Source organism: Alteromonas sp. CNT1-28, from assembly GCF_022348345.1.
GTDB classification, from domain to species: domain Bacteria; phylum Pseudomonadota; class Gammaproteobacteria; order Enterobacterales; family Alteromonadaceae; genus Alteromonas; species Alteromonas macleodii.
In genome coordinates, this window is sequence record NZ_JAKREZ010000040.1 from 1 (window position 1) to 17,079 (window position 17,079).

The window sequence follows — 17,079 nt, forward strand, 5'->3', positions numbered from 1 at the left end:
GTTTGATATAAGTTCAGAAGTAATGGCGTCATCTTCAACAATCAGAAGTTGACCTGCGAGTAGCTTATTTACATCTTTAGACATGTGGACACCTCACAATTTTGTCTACTAGTAGTGATAGTCTTGGCGATGTCTACCATTAGACAAAAGACTATTTCACTGTACGCGCAGTTATTGCTTGAACAAGCATGAGGGTCATTCTCACAGCAGAAGCTTTTATCATTTTAGTTATCTCTGCCTATTTTTAATTATTTGGCAGTTTTTCGAAGAATTCACAAAAAGCGCGTTCATTTGGCAGTCATCATTCTGATGCCGATTTCGAGGGGATGGGCGCAAAACCCCTATTTGATTAGGAGTCATGGCTTAGCTTTTTTAAGATACCGCTTTCGTTTCTTTCTCTATTTCTGCCAATAAACTACAAGGCATAAAGCTTTCAGAATTTGCTTCTTTTAAGTGTAATTTAAATCTATCGGGAACGTCGTCGGTTAAGAAACTTCCTGTTTTAACTAACGGGAAAATTTCGTCGTAACGCGCAATATGACACTGATCTACTCGCCTAAATATATGGGTACGATTTAGTTCGCTAGTTCTCACATGTCCAGTAGAAGACAAGATATCCATCAGCGCATGAATAGTTTTTTTGTGAAAGCGGTACACGCGCTCGTACTTGTCTTCAACGTTTAAGCCCTTGGCAAGCTTAGGGTCTTGCGTTGCTACACCGGTCGGACATTTATTCGTATTGCATGACAACGACTGAACACATCCAAGTGCCAACATCATTCCTCTGGCACTGTTACATAAATCGGCGCCTAAACTTAGATTTTTCGCTAACTGAAAAGCGGTAATGATTTTTCCAGAAGCAATGATTTTAATTTTGTCGCGAATACCAAAACCAGTGAGACAATCGTCAACAAACGCCAACGCTTCACGCAGAGGAAATCCTATAGAGTTTGTGTACTCAAGCGGTGCGGCGCCGGTACCTCCTTCGCCCCCGTCTACCGTTATAAAATCTGGCGTTACGTCCTTCTCTACCATGGCTTTGCACATGGCAATAAACTCACTTTTTCTACCCAGCGCCAGCTTAATACCCACTGGTTTATATCCACTTAACTTGCGTAACTGACTAATAAAATCAACCATTTCTAAAGGCGTTGCAAATGCTTTATGTCTAGGGGGAGAATCAACTTGAGTTCCAGGCTCAACACCTCTTATTTTAGCTATTTCAGGGGTATTTTTATACGCTGGTAAAATACCACCATGTCCAGGCTTAGCGCCCTGGCTTAGCTTTATTTCTATCATTTTCACATTGTCGAGTTTGGCTTTTTCTTCAAAAAGAACAGGATCGAAACCGCCATCTTTACTTCTACAACCAAAGTATCCCGTACCAATTTGCCAAACGATATCGCCACCGTTTTCGAGGTGATATGGGGTTAAACCACCCTCACCTGTGTTATGGTAAAACCCGCCTTTTGCAGCACCTTTATTTAGCGCCAAAATGGCATTTTTTGACAAGCTTCCAAAGCTCATTGCGCTTATGTTAAGTATGCTTGCACGATACGGCTTTTTGCAATGAGGGCCACCTACCGTCACTCGGGGATCTTCATCCATGTCTTCCACTTCGCGAGCAGATAAAGAATGGCCAATCCACTCATAGCCATCTTTATACGTATCTAACTGAGTACCGAAGGGAACAGTTTCTCTACTGTTTTTCGCACGTTGATAAACAATCGAACGAAACATGCGGGAAATAGGTGCTCCGCCAGTATCGGTTTCTATGATGTATTGCTGGATGTAGGGCCTTAGTCCCTCGACAGTCCATCGTACCCTGCCAATTAATGGAAAGTTCTTTAAAATGGCATGTTTTGTTTGGAAGGCATCATATAGACCAAAAATGAGTAGCGTGACTGATAAAAGTAAAAACCACCACACGGGCGCCCACAATACGCCAATCACCACATTAAAAGCGACCAGCAGGGTTAGCACAGTTAGAATTGTTAAACGCATTCAAAGTCCTTCTTTATTTTTGGTCATATCTAAACAAAATAATATGCCTACAACCCTGTTCAATACACCTGAAATCGGGAACTAGATTTACTTTAGCGGTAAATGACTGATTTAGAAGTTAAATATACTGAGCCGGCTTTTAGCTCAATTGGGTTACGCGTTACCAAAGTATGCAATTACAATGCTTTTTTAGCTGCGAAAACAAGTCATTGCATGCTAGTCTAAAACCTTTCAATTAGCGAGTTGAGAGAGCGATTTGTAGCTATCACTGGTTAATAGATGATGTGACCTATACAAAGGTAACGGATTTTACGTTCAACATTTTCTGAAAGGTAATTCATGGAGTATGCATTTCTTCTTTTCGCATTTGTTTGCGGCTTAACGGTTAAACTTATTGGCATTCCTCCTTTAGTTGGCTACTTGGTAGCTGGCTTTTTATTAAATTTTGCAGGTTACACGCTCACTGAAGATTTAACCCAAATAGCCAACTTGGGCATCACCATTATGCTCTTCACCATCGGTCTGAAACTCAACATCCGCGATTTGAGTCGTCGAGAAGTTTGGGCAGGAAGCGTTTCACATACCTTAGTATGGGTGGGCGTTATTACCTGTTGCGTCTATGCGATTGGTGCGGTTGCTGCAAATTTCGTTGATGGGCTTACATGGAAAAGCGCTGCGCTTATCGCTTTTGCCCTTAGTTTCAGTAGCACAGTGTGCGTGGTTAAAGTATTAGAAGAAAGTGGCGAAAGTAAAACCCGCCACGGCCGCCTTGCCATTGGCATTTTGGTCATGCAAGACGTTTTTGCTGTTATCTTCCTTGTTGCAGCAACTGGAAAGCTCCCCTCTGTGTGGGCGCTTGCGTTGTTGGCCTTATTCCCAGCAATGCCAATCATAAACAAAATGATTAATAAGTCGGGCCACGGTGAACTGCTTCCGCTTACTGGCTTTATCCTCGCCTTAGGTGGCTATCACTTGTTTGAGCTGGTTAACATTAAAGGCGATCTTGGGGCACTAATCTTTGGAATCATGTTAGCGCAACATGAAAAGGCTTCGGAGCTAGCGAAGTCGCTGCTTAGTTTTAAGGATCTCTTCTTAATCGGCTTCTTCCTTACTATCGGTCTTACCGCCCTTCCCGATCTTAGTATGATTGTCCTAGCTATCGTGTTCTGCTTATTTATACCGTTAAAAGCAGCACTCTTTTTCGGCTTATTTACGTCACTTCGCCTTCGCGGTCGCACGGCTTACTTGAGCAGCTTGGTGCTTTCAAATTACAGTGAATTTGGCCTTATTGTTGGCGCACTAGCCGTTTCATTAGGTTTATTGGCAAACTCTTGGTTAGTGGTGATTGCTTTAGCCGTATCTATTTCATTCGTTATCACCAGCGTGCTCTATCGCAATTCTCATTCTCAATATCACAATCATAAACACACCATTAAACGTTTTGAGAAAAACGAGCGCTTAAAAGAAGACATTTATCCTACTCTCCACAACGCGGAGTTTTTAGTGTTGGGGATGGGACGAGTTGGTCGCGGTGCCTTCAATGCGTTATCTAAATTAAGTGATGTGAGCGTATGGGGAATGGACGCCGACCGAGTAAAAGTAAAAGAGTTATCAGACGAAGGCTTAAACGTAATATGCGGCGACGGTGAAGACGTCGATTTGTGGGATAATTTAGATATCAAACAGATTCAGCTTGTTTTGCTTGCTCTGCCTTCTATCCAGGACTCAATAAACATCACACGTCAGCTTAAAAACGCGGGCTATGTTGGAAAAGTCGCAGCCATTGCACGCTATGAGGATGAAGTGTCACATCTATTAGAAAATGGTGTAGATAAAGTCTTCAACTTCTTTACCGAAGCAGGGCTTGGTTTTGCTGAAGAAAGTCTTGCTTATGCGCATGTACAACAGTAATGCTGTTCTAAATGCGAACAATGGATGAATTGAGAAACGTTATCGTTTGTAAACAACTGTTTTACAAAGACTTTTTTGACATGCAGTCAAATTTAGACTAAACTTCACGCAAATACGTTAATAGGGTTTACACAATGCAAGGTGATAAACAAGTTGTTGCAAAATTGAACGAAGTACTGACAAGTGAACTTACTTCGATAAATCAATACTTTCTGCACGCTCGTATGTTCAAAAACTGGGGTTTTTCTGAACTTAACGAAAAGAATTATAAAAAGTCTATCAAGGACATGAAGCAAGCGGACGATCTTATCGAGCGCATTTTATTCCTTGAGGGCCTTCCTAATCTTCAAGCGTTAGGCAAACTTTATATCGGTGAAGATACCGTTGAAATGCTGTCATGTGATGCGCGTTTTCAAAAAGAACAGCTTCCACTACTTCGTGAAGCTATCGCGCTATGTGAAGAAAAGCAGGATTATGTTTCTCGTGACTTGCTTGAAGACCTTCTTGAATATGAAGAAGAGCACCTAGACTGGATTGAAACGCAAGAATACCAAATTGATGCTATGGGTATAGAGAACTACCTACAAGCGCAAGTAATGGGAGATGACTAATGAAAGGTAACCAAGCAATCATCAATGGTTTAAACGAACTACTCTCTTATGAGTTAGCCGCCATGGATCAGTATTTCATTCACTCTCAGATGTATCTTGATTGGGGTTTGAATAAGCTTTACGAACGCATCGATCATGAATTTGATGACGAGCGTGGACATGCAACTAAGCTAATTGAACGCATGCTGTTTTTAGAAGGTACACCTGACATGACGAAGCGCACAGGCTTCAAAGTGGGTAAAGATGTACCTGAGATGCTAGAAAGCGATTTACGTGTTGAATATGAAGTTGATGCAAAGTTACGTGAAGTTATTGCGCTTTGTGAAACCGAGAAAGACTATGTTACTCGTGACATGCTAATTGTACTACTAGACGATACAGAGATGGATCACGCACACTGGCTAGAGCAGCAGCTTGGCCTTATTAAGCGACTAGGTATTCAAAACTACCTTCAGTCTCAAATGTAAGAATTAGCGTTCACGCTACAATTTACAGGTAATTAATAAGGTCGCTCTTAAATAAAGAGCGGCCTTTTTTGCTTGTTTACTCCCCTTTCTTTAGGGAGAGTCTTATTGCTTTTAATACAGTTACTGCTGTGTAACAAAATATAAATAGCTGGGGCTTTCTTTATCTTTAATATTTAGACGTAGCTGCCATTTCATCACTGGCTCACTACAGCTACCTAACATAAACCAACCTGACCACTTTCCTTGACCATCGTTATCTAACAGCACGGGAATTTTGCCCATATACATGTTTACCCCTTCAATCCATGCGCTCTCTATTTCCTCTCCCTCAGGAACTAAGAGCTTAACCGTTACTGACTCTTCGGCTTCAGGCATGGCTGAAAAAGTGGCAATTGCTAACCTGTCATCAATTAAGAATTCGCAAGTTTCATTGACAAAGTTGCAGCTGTTTCCTATTCCATTAACTACGCTCGTGTCTTTTAACACCGATGACTGGAATTTATGTGCAAGGTATACACACACGGCTACAACAATAATAGCCACTAATGGAAGCTGGGAATGTAAAATTTTTGATCGTTTATTGTTATCGTTATTTAGCATTTCTTAAATTTTGTGTATTTCTTCATTGACGGAGATCAAGCTTAGGTAGTTTATGGTATCTTTTTGTAATTAAAAACCTTATCATCCGCGTACCAACTGGCTTGGAGACAATAATTATTACTCTTTCCGAGCTCGGTGTGAAGCGTTATTCCTTAGCTGATACACGTCTCGACCGTACTATTCCGGCAGTTGGAGACCATAGTTCATTTGAAGTGGAAGATTCATTAAAATGAGTGAAATAAGCCAAGCACAACCTGACTACAATTATAAAGTAGTTAGGCAATTTACCATCATGACCATAGTCTGGGGTATCATTGGTATGGGCCTAGGGGTATTTATTGCCGCGCAGTTATTTGCACCTATGCTTAACTTTGACACACCATGGCTAACATTCTCACGTTTGCGTCCGTTGCACACTAACGCCGTTATTTTTGCCTTCGGCGGCTGTGCGCTATTTGCAACGTCGTACTACATCGTTCAGCGTACCTGCCAGGTAAGACTGTTCAGTGACAAACTTGCCGCATTTACCTTTTGGGGTTGGCAAGCCGTTATCGTTTTAGCTGTTATCACCCTGCCTATGGGGTTAACCAGCTCAAAAGAATACGCTGAACTAGAATGGCCAATTGATATCCTTTTGGCACTGGTTTGGGTCGCTTATATCATTAACTTCTTCGGAACCCTAGTAATCCGTAAAGTTTCGCACATTTATGTTGCAAACTGGTTCTTAGGCGCGTTCATGTTAACTGTTGCAATTCTTCATATTGGTAACAGCATGGCTATTCCGGTATCTTTCACTAAATCGTATTCACTGTATGCAGGCGCAGTAGACGCTATGATGCAGTGGTGGTACGGCCATAACGCGGTAGGCTTTTTCCTGACTGCGGGCTTCCTTGGTATGATGTACTACTTCGTACCTAAGCAAGCTGGTCGCCCGGTTTATTCATACAGACTTTCAATTGTTCACTTCTGGGCACTTATCTCTCTGTATATCTGGGCTGGTCCTCACCACCTTCACTACACTGCCCTACCAGACTGGACTCAGTCGCTAGGTATGGTGATGTCTATTATCCTATTCGTTCCATCTTGGGGTGGTATGATTAACGGTATTATGACGCTATCTGGCGCGTGGCATAAACTTCGCACCGACCCAGTATTGCGTTTCCTAATTGTTTCGTTGTCTTTCTACGGTATGTCTACCTTCGAAGGTCCAATGATGGCAATTAAGACCGTTAATGCACTGTCTCACTACACTGACTGGACAATTGGTCACGTACACTCTGGAGCTCTAGGTTGGGTTGCAATGGTTTCAATTGGTTCAATTTACCACTTAATTCCAGTGCTATTCGGTCAGCGCGCTATGTATAGCACCAAGCTAGTTAACGTACACTTCTGGTTCGCAACTATCGGTGTTGTTCTATACATCGTAGCAATGTGGATGTCTGGTGTACTACAGGGTCTAATGTGGCGTGCAGTAAATGCTGACGGTACGTTAACCTATAGCTTTGTTGAGTCATTAGAAGCGTCTAAGCCTTTCTATGTGGTTCGTTTCATTGGTGGTTGTTTCGTGGTAGCGGGTATGCTTGTTATGGCATACAACACATGGAAAACCGTTCGTGCACCTAAAGGCAGTATCGCTGCAGACCCAGCGACTCAGCCGGCGTAGTAAAGGAGACGAATAATGAAAAACGCACATGAGTTAATTGAAAAGAACGTCGGTCTGTTAACGGTATTAATCCTTATCGCTATCAGCTTCGGTGCCATGGTTCAAATTACGCCGTTGATGTTTCAACAGCAAACCATGGAACCGGTAACAGGCTTACGTCCATATACCGCGCTTGAGCTTGAAGGCCGTGATATCTACATCCGTGAAGGTTGTGTAGGTTGTCACAGCCAGATGATCCGTCCATTCCGCGCTGAAACAGAGCGTTATGGTCACTACAGCGTTGCTGGCGAATCAGTATGGGAGCACCCTTTCCTATGGGGTTCTAAGCGTACTGGTCCTGACCTAGCACGTGTTGGTGGTCGTTACAGCGACGAATGGCACCGAGTTCACCTGCTTAATCCTCGCAACGTGGTACCAGAGTCGAACATGCCAGGTTTCCCTTGGCTTGCGGAAAACACGCTTAATGGCGAGTTAACAGCTGAAAAAATGGAAGTATTCCGTGGATTTGGCGTTCCGTATACCGACGAAGATATCGCGGGTGCGAAAGCGGCAGTACAGGGTAAAACGGAAATGCAAGCCCTTATTGCTTATCTACAATCTCTTGGCACACATTTGAAATAATATGGACCAGGGAATTGTAGGCAGCATTTTTACTGTCATCGTCTTTGTAAGCTTCATCGGTGTTGTATGGTGGGCGTTCAGCAGCCGCAACAAGAAAAAATTCGATGAAGCTGCGAACCTAGTGTTTGCAGACGAAGAAAAAGAAAAATCAAAAGAAGATTAGCAGGAGTCTCGAACTCATGAGTATGTTTTGGACAATTTGGATTTCAGTGATAACCCTAGGGTTGATCATTGGTTGCTACTTCCTTCTTCGCTGGTGCCTTTCTAACAAGACCGGCGTAGCTGAAGGTGAGTCAATGGGCCACGAATTTGATGGTATTGAGGAGTTGAACAATCAACTTCCTCGCTGGTGGACAATTATGTTCTACATGACCATCGTTTGGGGCTTTTTATACCTAGCGCTTTATCCTGGCCTAGGTGCGTATGAAGGTATTTTAGGTTGGAAGAGCTCTAACCAAAATATTCAATCGCTAGAAGAGTCAGCTCAAGCGCGTATTGACGCTAAAGAGCAAGGCTACCTGGTAGAGTATGACCGTGAACTAGACTTTGCAGCTGAAAAGTTCGACCCGATCTTTGAAGCGTATGCAAAAGTTCCTGTTGAAGAACTGGCTAAAGACCCAGAAGCAAATAAAGTAGGTCAGCGTTTGTTCCTACAAAATTGCTCTCAGTGTCACGGTTCTGATGCACGTGGTCAAAATGGCGGCTTCCCTAACCTAACGGACAACGACTGGTTGTACGGTGGTTCAGGTGCGAAAATCGTTGAAACTCTTACGCTTGGTCGTAAAGCAGCTATGCCAGCATGGCTAGATGCTATGGGTGAAGACGGTATCGAAGAAGTGGTTAATTACGTACTTAGTTTAAGCGGTCGCGATGTGGACCCTCAACTTGCAGAAGCAGGTAAAGCACGTTTCGCAGCGTGTGCGGCTTGTCACGGTATGGACGGTAAAGGTAACCAAGCACTTGGTGCACCAAACCTTACTGACAATATCTGGCTATACGGCGGCAGCCACAGAGCGGTGACAGAAACGCTTACTTACGGTCGTAACGGTGTAATGCCTTCATTCAAGAAAACCTTGGGTGATGACAAAATTCACGTTGTTGCAGCGTATGTTTACAGCCTTTCAAATGATTAATGATTTAAATCATTAAATATCTTAAAAAGCCTCGTTACTACGGGGCTTTTTTTATGAGAAAATACAGCGATATAGAGAGTGCTGTACGAACAATCTTTGTTCACATTTAGTATGTCTCGCAAACATTATATTTATTCTTATTTCCCGGCTAAACATGTAGTTGGGGCAGTGAAAATAAATATGTTGTTAGCGAAGTAAACACGAGAAAAGATTTCAATGAATAGACCCTGGTATAAAGAGTTCTGGCCCTGGTTTTTAATTGCCGTTCCTATTATCACGCTCATTATGGGCGGCGTATTATTAAAGCTTGCTATTAGTACTGAAGATAGCCTAGTGGTGGACGACTACTACAAGGAAGGAAAAGCAATTAATGCGCGATTGGATAAAGAAGCCGTAGCCCGTCGCATGAATATCACTACCGATTTAACCATTGAAGATGGCAGCATAGCGCTAGAGTTTCATTCAGGTATTCCACAAGAAGGTAATGCGGTTAAACTAAGCTTTTATCACGTAACGCTTGAAGAGCGTGATGTCAGCGTTTTATTGAGCCGCGATGCTAAGGGCATTTATCGCGGTTTTGTCGAAGAAGATCTTGATGGTAAATGGCGAGTATCGCTAACCCCTATTGATGATAGCTGGAAAATTCAAAATACCATCTATCTGCCCCACTCTGGCAAAATGAAATTCAATCCATAATGGCCAAACACGACTGTTACCATTGCGGCTTGCCTATTGCGGGCTCAGACGATGGAAAATTTACTACCGTCATATTAGGGCAACAACGCAACATGTGTTGCCCTGGATGTTTAGCCGTGGCGGAAGCCATCGTAACCAACGGTCTTGAAGACTATTACCAGTTTAGAACCGAACCAGCGCAAAAATCTGACGATGGTATTCTAGAGACACTCGACAAACTCAAAGTGTATGACGAACCTGCTCTTCAAGAAGAATTCGTTTTTGATGAGGGGCAAGATAAGCAGATTCAATTAACTCTTGAAGGTATCACGTGCGCTGCGTGTGGATGGCTTATCGAAAAGCAGTTGTCAAAAGTAGAAGGGATAAAGCAAGTCGCGGTAAACGTCCAAGAGCGCCGCGCTTTAGTTACTTGGTCACCTTTTCAAATCAAGCTTAGTCAGATTCTTTCTACACTAAAACGCATTGGTTATGTTGGGTCGCCATTTCACCCCGATGAACACGAAGCCAGTTATAAACGCGAACAAAAGACCTTTCTGAAAAAGCTTGGCCTAGCAGGCATTATGACCATGCAGGTGATGATGCTGATGACGGGGCTGTATTTTGACTGGTTTGGCGCTATTGAATTAGAAACCCGACAGTATTTTTACTGGGTTGCCCTTACGCTTACTACACCTGTAGTACTTTACTCAGGCAGCACTTTTTATGTGGGCGCCGCTAAAGCGCTAAGCGCAAGAACGGTTAATATGGATGTACCCGTTACGCTTGCCATATTCGGTACTTACATTGCAGGAATACGTTCGACTGTATTAGAACAGGGCGAAGTGTATTTTGAATCTATTTGTATGTTCATTTTCCTGCTGTTACTCAGCCGCTTTTTAGAACATCGTAGCCGTCATCGCGCCGCACAGATCTCTGCCAATATGATGCAGTATGTACCCGTTTCAGCCACCAAATTACTGCCGGATGGAAGCCTAACCGAGTGTCTGGCAAAGCAGTTAAAAATTGACGATGTGGTGATGGTTAAGCCTGGTGAAACGATCCCCATTGATGGGGTGGTGACTGAAGGGAACGCAGCGGTTGACGAATCTATGCTTACCGGTGAATTTAACCCGGTGCGCAAGTCAAACAATAGCACCGTATATGGTGGTACTGTATGTCAAGACGGCAGCCTGACCATTAAAGTGACACAAACTCTCAAAAATGCGCTGGTAAATCAAATTGTAAGGCTGCAAGCAAGTGCTATGGCGAATAAGCCTAAAGCGGCGCAAATAGCTGATAACTTTTCTCGATATTTTGTGACAGCTGTCTTACTGATTTCTGCCTTAACTTATGGCTTTTGGGCATATCAGGGGAGCGACGAAGCTTTTTGGATCACCATATCAGTATTGGTAGCAACCTGCCCTTGCGCATTAGGGTTGGCTACACCATCAGCGTTAACCTGCGCTATGGCGAAGTTAAACAAGCAAGGTATTTTGCTTAAACGCGCCGATGCGCTCGAACAAATCACTGATATCGACACCATCGCACTGGATAAAACTGGTACGCTTACACAAGGCAAATTTACCCTTTCAAATGCCTGGTATGCTGACGGTGTAGACAGTGACAGTGCACTTTCAATTGCCCGTGCTCTAGAGTCGCGCTCTGAACACCCAATTGCAAAAGCCTTTAGCCACAATAATGCCTCCAGCAGACAAACTGTCCACAATGTGGTTAATTTTACCGTGACGCTAGGAGGCGGCATTAGCGGTGAAATTAACGACACCTTGTTTTCAATGGGCTCTGCCCAATTTTGTGTCCACGAATCACAACAAAAGCTTCTTAAGGATTATCCGTCAGCTAATGTCTTTCTCACCGTGAAGGGCCGTATTATGGCGGCGTTTGAGGTAAGCGACACGTTGCGAGAGGATACCCAAGAAACCTTGAATATTCTGGCAAAAAGTCACACCCTTGCAGTATTAAGTGGCGATACACAACAAAACGTGGACGCTCTTACCGCTTCCTTGCCAATATCAACAGCTAAAGGTGGGCTCACACCAGAGCAGAAGTACGATGCTGTACAGGCTATGCAGCAATCGGGGGCAAAAGTAATGATGATGGGTGACGGTATTAACGACGCTCCAGTTCTTGCCAGCGCTGATGTGGCAATTGCAGTGGGTAATGCCACAGACGTGGCTAAAACTGCCGCCGACGTGATACTGCTTGGCGATCAGCTGCTTTCTGTACCAGAACTTATTCGAACTGCGCACCAAGTGAAGCAAAAAATAAGGCAAAATATTGGCTGGTCGGTAGGTTACAACGTTTTGATCTTACCTTTCGCCGTATCAGGCCTACTTTCACCGTGGATGGCTGTTGTTGGTATGTCGTTAAGCAGTATCATTGTGGTCACAAACTCAACGCGACTTTTGAGCAAATAGCATGAGTATTATTTACGTATTAATTCCAATCGCCATCATCATTGTTGCCGTCGCTATCGTGATATTCTTTTGGGCGGTGAAAACCAATCAATTTGAAGATTTGGATCGCCAAGGGTATAGCATACTGTTTGACGATGATCTTCCGCCAGAAGAAAAAAAGCTAGCTGAGCAACGCAAACAACTTCAAGACAGTAAAGTAGACAAAAGCCAAGCGCCACATGGAAGGGATTAACTACTTCTCTGCCTTTCTTATCGGCTTAGCCGGCGGAGTTCACTGTGTGGGAATGTGCGGTGGAATTGTCGCTGCGCTAAGGATGGTATCGCCTAAAGGCGCTTCAGCACTACCCTATACCCTTGCCTATAACATGGGACGTATAGTGAGCTACACCATCGCCGGAGCAATAACCGGGGCACTTGGAAAAATTGCAGCAGATTATATACCTCTTGCCAACTATGCCCTTTCCCTACTTAGCGGAATCATGTTGCTTCTACTGGCGTGTTATTTGGGTAAGTGGTGGACTGTCTTAACGGTGCTGGAAAATGCGGGTAAAGGCCTATTTTCCAAAGTCCAGCCGCTTTCAAAACGCTTTTTGCCATTTAAGACCCCTTTAAGTGCGTTGCCTTATGGTTTTATTTGGGGTTGGCTTCCTTGCGGTTTGGTGTATTCCACACTTACCTGGTCTCTCGCGGCGGGTAACGCGCTAGAAGGCGCTGCTATTATGTTCTTCTTCGGTTTGGGTACATTACCCACCTTGCTCGCCGCAAGCGCTGGTAGCCAATATATTGTTCAAAGTTTTCAACATAACCATTTTAGACAAATTATTGCAGTAATAATGGCAATATATGCAGCTTATCTTATTCATGGCGCAATCGTTTAAAAATGGGTGTATTATTGTCGGGTATTCTTTTAGAGAGCGTGCATTATGAGCAAAGGAAGCCAATTTTCTATTCACTGTCAAAACTGTAGTTTCAGTCACCTGTGTTTACCGGTGGCGTTAAACAAAACAGAAATCGAGTCTCTTGACGATATTATTGAACGCAAGAAGCCGCTTCATAAAGGTGACACGCTGATTCAAACTGGTGATAAATTCCGTTCTCTATTTGCAGTGAGAACCGGTTCATTCAAATCATTTGTGACTAATACCGAAGGTGAAGAACAGATTACCGGCTTCCACTTTCCTGGTGATATTATCGGTTTCGATGCACTAAGAGAGAATAAACACCAAAGCTATACTTCTGCGTTAGAAACTGCCATGGTGTGTGAGCTTCCCTACGAGACCCTCGACGAAATGTCAGTGCAATTTCCAAAGCTACGCCACCAGATCATGAGCTTCATGAGCGCTGAAATAAAACAAGATCACGACATGATCATGCTTTTAAACAAGCGAACTGCAGAAGAGCGCTTACTGTATTTCATCTCACACCTGTCGCAACGCTTTGAAGAGCGTGGCTTTTCCCATAGAGAATTCCACTTAACCATGACGCGCAACGAAATTGGAAACTATTTAGGATTAACGATTGAAACGATTAGCCGTCTGTTAAGCCGTTTTCAAAAAGACAACATCATAAAGGTAGACGGCAAGCTTATTACTATTTTGGATTTCGATAGGCTAAACACCAAACTAGCGGCGCTTAACGGCCCTAGCGTTGTCTGCGGTTAGTCCTTTTTAAGTGTTAAATAAGGCGCGCACTAAGCGCGCTTTTTTGTAACCTGTGTTAGCCACCTATCTACCCTTTCAGCGCCACGCCGGTTGCTCCATATTCAATTAGGTACGTTCACTCATGGTCGCCTCGTAAAATTCTTGATCTAAAACAACTTACGTTTTTCCCAATGTCGTTTATAGTTAGTATTAGAAAGCTTCGATTTCGACAGCCGCTACTAAGTTTCGTAGTTAGGGGGACGTTATGATTGAGTGTAAACGAATTCTGGCCGTGGTAGATGCCGAGCGCGATAACCAACCTGCACTGAGCCGTGCTTATGAACTCGCTTCAAAAACAGGCGCTTCAGTTACCGCCATGATGGTGGTATACGACTTATCTTATGATATGACGACCATGCTTAGCCCGGATGAGCGCGAGTCAATGCGCGATGCAGTTACAAAGGAGCATGCAAAATGGCTTGCCACCCACTTAAGAGAACAAGGATTCACTGAAACTGATATCGTTGTAGAATGGAATAATCGTGCGTATGAGTCGATTATTTACTACACCCTAAACAATCAGATAGATTTAGTGGTAAAGGCAACCAAAAAGCACGACGATCTTGCTTCTGTTATTTTCACCCCCACCGACTGGCATTTAATGCGTAAATGCCCTCGGCCAGTATTGCTCGTTAAAGAGCACGACTGGCCAGAAGGAGGAGAGATTATTGCTGCAGTAAACGTAGGCAGTGAAGACGATGAGCACGCCGCACTTAACGATAAGCTCACCCTCATTGCTAACGACTACGCCTCTTTATTGAAAGGGAGCGTAAATTTGGTCAACAGTTACCCTTCTACACCACTTAATATCGCCATAGAAGTGCCTGAGTTCGACCCCGATACCTATCACGACGCGGTAAAAAATCATCATTTAAAAGAAATGCGTAGTCACGCGTTAAAGTACGGTATTCCTGAGAACAAATGCGTAGTAAGAGAAGGCCTTCCGGAAAAGGTCATCCCGCTAGTGGCAAAAACACTGGATGCAGAGCTGGTTGTTATTGGTACCGTTGGCCGTGTGGGCATTTCAGCGGCCCTAATTGGTAACACTGCAGAACACGTGATCGACGAACTCAATTGCGATGTGCTTGCTATTAAGCCAGATGGATTTGTGTCGCCGTTGTCGGTGTAATCTTTTCATCAGTACCGCATAGCCCGTGTTTTCCGTTACTTAGCGGCCAACACGGTATGTCACCAACAAATTTAACTTCACAAGCATGGTCTCGAAAAGCCGCTTTAATGTATAATGGTGGCTTTATCACAAACCAAGCTAGTTAATTATGAGTTTAGGCACAAACAGTGCTGACGCGTCGCCATTAAATGCTGCGCAAAGTAAGCAAAAGTACAACTTCAACAAACTTCAGAAACGACTTCGCCGCAATGTGGGTAAAGCCATTGGCGATTTCGGTATGATTGAAAACAACGACAAAGTAATGGTGTGTTTATCTGGCGGTAAAGACAGCTACACCATGCTAGATATTTTATTGTTTTTAAAGAAGATTGCGCCTATTCATTTTGATATCGTTGCGGTTAATCTTGACCAAAAGCAGCCTGGTTTCCCCGAACATATCTTGCCTGAATATCTAGAAAGCATTGGCGTTGACTACAAAATTGTAGAAGAAGACACCTACTCTATTGTTAAAGACAAAATTCCAGAGGGAAAGACAACATGCTCTCTCTGTTCTCGCTTGCGCCGTGGTATTTTGTACCGCACGGCAAAAGAGTTAGGTGCGACTAAAATTGCATTAGGTCATCACCGCGACGACATGCTAGAAACGTTTTTCCTCAATATGTTTCATGGTGGCAAGCTTAAGTCTATGCCGCCAAAGCTGGTCAGCGACAACGGTGAACACATCGTTATTCGTCCATTGGCGTACTGCACAGAAAAAGACATCGAGAAATATTCTCAGGCCGCTGAATTTCCGATTATTCCGTGTAACCTTTGTGGCTCACAAGAAAACCTACAGCGCCAAAACATAAAGGCTATGCTTCAAGACTGGAACCGTCGCTTCCCAGGTCGTATAGAGTCGATGTTCCGTGCGCTTCAAAACGTAGCGCCTTCACACTTAATCGACAGCAACCTTTATGATTTTAAAGCTATTGCTACACAAGAAGGCCCGGTAGAAGACGGTGATATCGGGTTCGATGAACCTTCTTTCACTACAGAAAATAGTACGGACTTCAGTGATGAAGATAATGCTATTGAAGTAATAAACATTATGGAACCTAAGTAAATGAAAATTGGACTTGCGCTAGGTGCCGGTGCCGCAAGGGGCTGGACTCACATTGGCATAATTGAAGCATTAGAAAAACTCGGCGTAAAAATTGACGTTGTTGCGGGATGCTCTATTGGTGCCTATGTTGGTGCTGCCTACGCAAGTGGCAAGCTGGAAGGATTGAAAGAGTGGGCCTGTTCCCTCAGCGACTGGCAGGTACTTGCTCTTATGGGCGTAGGACTTAGACGCGGCGGTATTGCAAGCGGACAGAAGGTTTTCGACAAACTAGCAAGCGAGTTTTGTGAATCGACTTATGAAGACATGCTTAAGCCGTTTGCGGCTGTGGCTACCGACCTTTATACAGGCCGTGAAGTGGTGTTTAACTCTGGTCCTATTGGAGACACCATTCAAGCATCCTGCGCTATTCCCGCACTTTTTGCGCCCGTAGCACACGGTGATCGTTGGTTGGTAGACGGTGCCGTTGTAAACCCTGTACCGGTGAACTTATGTCGCCAATTAGGGGCCGATTTTGTAATCGCGGTTAACCTTAACGCCGATTTCCGACCACTTCGTCTTGAAAAGTTGAGACAAGATCATGAAGAAAACCAGCGCAAAACTGAGGACTTTTTTACAAAGAGTCAAAACGTACTACGCCAATGGTTCTCCCCTGACAACAAGGAAGAAAAAGCCCTAGAGAAAAAAGACGAAAAAGACAGCGTCTCGGCTGGCAATGTAAAAACTGAAGAAGGCATTGCTTCTGATGTGATTGAAAAAGTGGAAGAAGAGTTTACCGAAGTGCCCGCAAAAGTGAATAAGCGCAACCCGCCGGGAATTATGAGCGTAATGAGTAGTTCACTTGAAATACTTCAAGCTCGCGTCACACGTTCACGCTTGGCTGGCGATCCGCCTGACATTCTTATTGAGCCTCAACTTACCGACGTGGGTATTATGGAATTCCACAGAGCCGAAGAGCTGTGCGCGAAGGGCGAAGAGACCATCGCGCGTTTAGCAGAGCAAATAAGGTATCAGCTTCTTACCTAATCCCA

General features: G+C 43.9%; 17 protein-coding genes. 15 read left to right on the forward strand and 2 right to left on the reverse strand.

Annotation, left to right across the window (positions count from 1 at the left end; all coding sequences use genetic code 11):
* Positions 1 to 372 precede the first annotated feature (372 nt).
* Positions 373 to 2,004 (reverse strand): FMN-binding glutamate synthase family protein, encoded by a 1,632-nt coding sequence (locus MHN02_RS18700; protein ID WP_039227671.1) that lies wholly within the window; start codon positions 2,002 to 2,004, stop codon positions 373 to 375.
* 339 nt (positions 2,005 to 2,343) lie between these two features.
* On the opposite strand from MHN02_RS18700, the gene MHN02_RS18705 reads away from it, so the two are divergent.
* From MHN02_RS18705 to bfr (MHN02_RS18715), 3 genes are all read left to right on the forward strand, one after another.
* Positions 2,344 to 3,915: a cation:proton antiporter family protein gene (locus MHN02_RS18705; protein ID WP_239247672.1), complete on the forward strand. Its 1,572-nt coding sequence runs from the start codon at positions 2,344 to 2,346 to the stop codon at positions 3,913 to 3,915.
* A 134-nt stretch (positions 3,916 to 4,049) separates the two neighbouring features.
* Positions 4,050 to 4,526, forward strand: coding sequence for a bacterioferritin (gene bfr / locus MHN02_RS18710; RefSeq protein ID WP_014949586.1), 477 nt, complete (start codon positions 4,050 to 4,052; stop codon positions 4,524 to 4,526).
* Complete coding sequence (bfr, locus tag MHN02_RS18715; protein WP_014949587.1) at positions 4,526 to 4,993, forward strand: bacterioferritin; 468 nt, start codon at positions 4,526 to 4,528, stop codon at positions 4,991 to 4,993. Before bfr (MHN02_RS18710) ends, bfr (MHN02_RS18715) begins: the two co-directional genes overlap by 1 nt.
* Before the next feature lie 120 nt (positions 4,994 to 5,113).
* On the opposite strand, the gene MHN02_RS18720 is transcribed toward bfr (MHN02_RS18715), so the two are convergent.
* A complete protein-coding gene (locus MHN02_RS18720) occupies positions 5,114 to 5,593 on the reverse strand; it encodes a hypothetical protein (protein WP_039227669.1) in 480 nt (159 codons plus the stop codon).
* Between the two features lie 229 nt (positions 5,594 to 5,822).
* Here MHN02_RS18720 and ccoN point away from each other — a divergent pair, with 229 nt between their 5' ends.
* The 12 genes from ccoN to MHN02_RS18780 all read left to right on the forward strand — a co-directional run bounded on the left by ccoN (position 5,823) and on the right by MHN02_RS18780 (position 17,074).
* Positions 5,823 to 7,256 carry a cytochrome-c oxidase, cbb3-type subunit I gene (gene ccoN / locus MHN02_RS18725; RefSeq protein ID WP_014949589.1) on the forward strand — a complete coding sequence of 478 codons (1,434 nt, stop codon included), beginning with the start codon at positions 5,823 to 5,825 and terminating at the stop codon, positions 7,254 to 7,256.
* Positions 7,257 to 7,271: 15 nt separating this feature from the next.
* The gene (ccoO, locus tag MHN02_RS18730) at positions 7,272 to 7,877 is read left to right on the forward strand and encodes a cytochrome-c oxidase, cbb3-type subunit II (RefSeq protein ID WP_014949590.1); all 606 of its coding nucleotides are present in this window, start codon (positions 7,272 to 7,274) and stop codon (positions 7,875 to 7,877) included.
* Between the two features lies 1 nt (position 7,878).
* Positions 7,879 to 8,040 (forward strand): cbb3-type cytochrome c oxidase subunit 3, encoded by a 162-nt coding sequence (locus MHN02_RS18735; RefSeq protein ID WP_014949591.1) that lies wholly within the window; start codon positions 7,879 to 7,881, stop codon positions 8,038 to 8,040.
* Between the two features lie 16 nt (positions 8,041 to 8,056).
* A complete protein-coding gene (gene ccoP, locus MHN02_RS18740) occupies positions 8,057 to 9,010 on the forward strand; it encodes a cytochrome-c oxidase, cbb3-type subunit III (protein WP_156078388.1) in 954 nt (317 codons plus the stop codon).
* Positions 9,011 to 9,226: 216 nt separating this feature from the next.
* Positions 9,227 to 9,706: a FixH family protein gene (locus MHN02_RS18745; RefSeq protein WP_014998432.1), complete on the forward strand. Its 480-nt coding sequence runs from the start codon at positions 9,227 to 9,229 to the stop codon at positions 9,704 to 9,706.
* A complete protein-coding gene (locus MHN02_RS18750) occupies positions 9,706 to 12,120 on the forward strand; it encodes a heavy metal translocating P-type ATPase (protein ID WP_239247673.1) in 2,415 nt (804 codons plus the stop codon). Before MHN02_RS18745 ends, MHN02_RS18750 begins: the two co-directional genes overlap by 1 nt.
* Position 12,121: 1 nt before the next feature.
* Entirely contained in the window at positions 12,122 to 12,352 is a 231-nt protein-coding gene (gene ccoS / locus MHN02_RS18755) for a cbb3-type cytochrome oxidase assembly protein CcoS (protein ID WP_014949594.1), read from the forward strand.
* Positions 12,339 to 12,998 (forward strand): sulfite exporter TauE/SafE family protein, encoded by a 660-nt coding sequence (locus MHN02_RS18760; RefSeq protein ID WP_239247674.1) that lies wholly within the window; start codon positions 12,339 to 12,341, stop codon positions 12,996 to 12,998. The genes ccoS and MHN02_RS18760 overlap by 14 nt, the downstream gene beginning before the upstream one ends.
* A 45-nt stretch (positions 12,999 to 13,043) precedes the next feature.
* Positions 13,044 to 13,781 carry a fumarate/nitrate reduction transcriptional regulator Fnr gene (gene fnr / locus MHN02_RS18765; protein WP_014949596.1) on the forward strand — a complete coding sequence of 246 codons (738 nt, stop codon included), beginning with the start codon at positions 13,044 to 13,046 and terminating at the stop codon, positions 13,779 to 13,781.
* Positions 13,782 to 14,025: 244 nt separating this feature from the next.
* Positions 14,026 to 14,949: a universal stress protein UspE gene (gene uspE / locus MHN02_RS18770; RefSeq protein WP_014976624.1), complete on the forward strand. Its 924-nt coding sequence runs from the start codon at positions 14,026 to 14,028 to the stop codon at positions 14,947 to 14,949.
* Between the two features lie 148 nt (positions 14,950 to 15,097).
* Positions 15,098 to 16,051 carry a tRNA 2-thiocytidine(32) synthetase TtcA gene (gene ttcA / locus MHN02_RS18775; RefSeq protein WP_014976625.1) on the forward strand — a complete coding sequence of 318 codons (954 nt, stop codon included), beginning with the start codon at positions 15,098 to 15,100 and terminating at the stop codon, positions 16,049 to 16,051.
* Positions 16,052 to 17,074, forward strand: coding sequence for a patatin-like phospholipase family protein (locus MHN02_RS18780; RefSeq protein ID WP_039227666.1), 1,023 nt, complete (start codon positions 16,052 to 16,054; stop codon positions 17,072 to 17,074).
* Positions 17,075 to 17,079: the final 5 nt, after the last annotated feature.

Coding starts and splice junctions, on each gene's coding strand:
- MHN02_RS18700 (WP_039227671.1), bottom strand. CDS start 2,004: ATGCGTTTAACAATTCTAACTGTGCTAACCCTGCTGGTCGCTTTTAAT.
- MHN02_RS18705 (WP_239247672.1), top strand. CDS start 2,344: ATGGAGTATGCATTTCTTCTTTTCGCATTTGTTTGCGGCTTAACGGTT.
- bfr (WP_014949586.1), top strand. CDS start 4,050: ATGCAAGGTGATAAACAAGTTGTTGCAAAATTGAACGAAGTACTGACA.
- bfr (WP_014949587.1), top strand. CDS start 4,526: ATGAAAGGTAACCAAGCAATCATCAATGGTTTAAACGAACTACTCTCT.
- MHN02_RS18720 (WP_039227669.1), bottom strand. CDS start 5,593: ATGCTAAATAACGATAACAATAAACGATCAAAAATTTTACATTCCCAG.
- ccoN (WP_014949589.1), top strand. CDS start 5,823: ATGAGTGAAATAAGCCAAGCACAACCTGACTACAATTATAAAGTAGTT.
- ccoO (WP_014949590.1), top strand. CDS start 7,272: ATGAAAAACGCACATGAGTTAATTGAAAAGAACGTCGGTCTGTTAACG.
- MHN02_RS18735 (WP_014949591.1), top strand. CDS start 7,879: ATGGACCAGGGAATTGTAGGCAGCATTTTTACTGTCATCGTCTTTGTA.
- ccoP (WP_156078388.1), top strand. CDS start 8,057: ATGAGTATGTTTTGGACAATTTGGATTTCAGTGATAACCCTAGGGTTG.
- MHN02_RS18745 (WP_014998432.1), top strand. CDS start 9,227: ATGAATAGACCCTGGTATAAAGAGTTCTGGCCCTGGTTTTTAATTGCC.
- MHN02_RS18750 (WP_239247673.1), top strand. CDS start 9,706: ATGGCCAAACACGACTGTTACCATTGCGGCTTGCCTATTGCGGGCTCA.
- ccoS (WP_014949594.1), top strand. CDS start 12,122: ATGAGTATTATTTACGTATTAATTCCAATCGCCATCATCATTGTTGCC.
- MHN02_RS18760 (WP_239247674.1), top strand. CDS start 12,339: ATGGAAGGGATTAACTACTTCTCTGCCTTTCTTATCGGCTTAGCCGGC.
- fnr (WP_014949596.1), top strand. CDS start 13,044: ATGAGCAAAGGAAGCCAATTTTCTATTCACTGTCAAAACTGTAGTTTC.
- uspE (WP_014976624.1), top strand. CDS start 14,026: ATGATTGAGTGTAAACGAATTCTGGCCGTGGTAGATGCCGAGCGCGAT.
- ttcA (WP_014976625.1), top strand. CDS start 15,098: ATGAGTTTAGGCACAAACAGTGCTGACGCGTCGCCATTAAATGCTGCG.
- MHN02_RS18780 (WP_039227666.1), top strand. CDS start 16,052: ATGAAAATTGGACTTGCGCTAGGTGCCGGTGCCGCAAGGGGCTGGACT.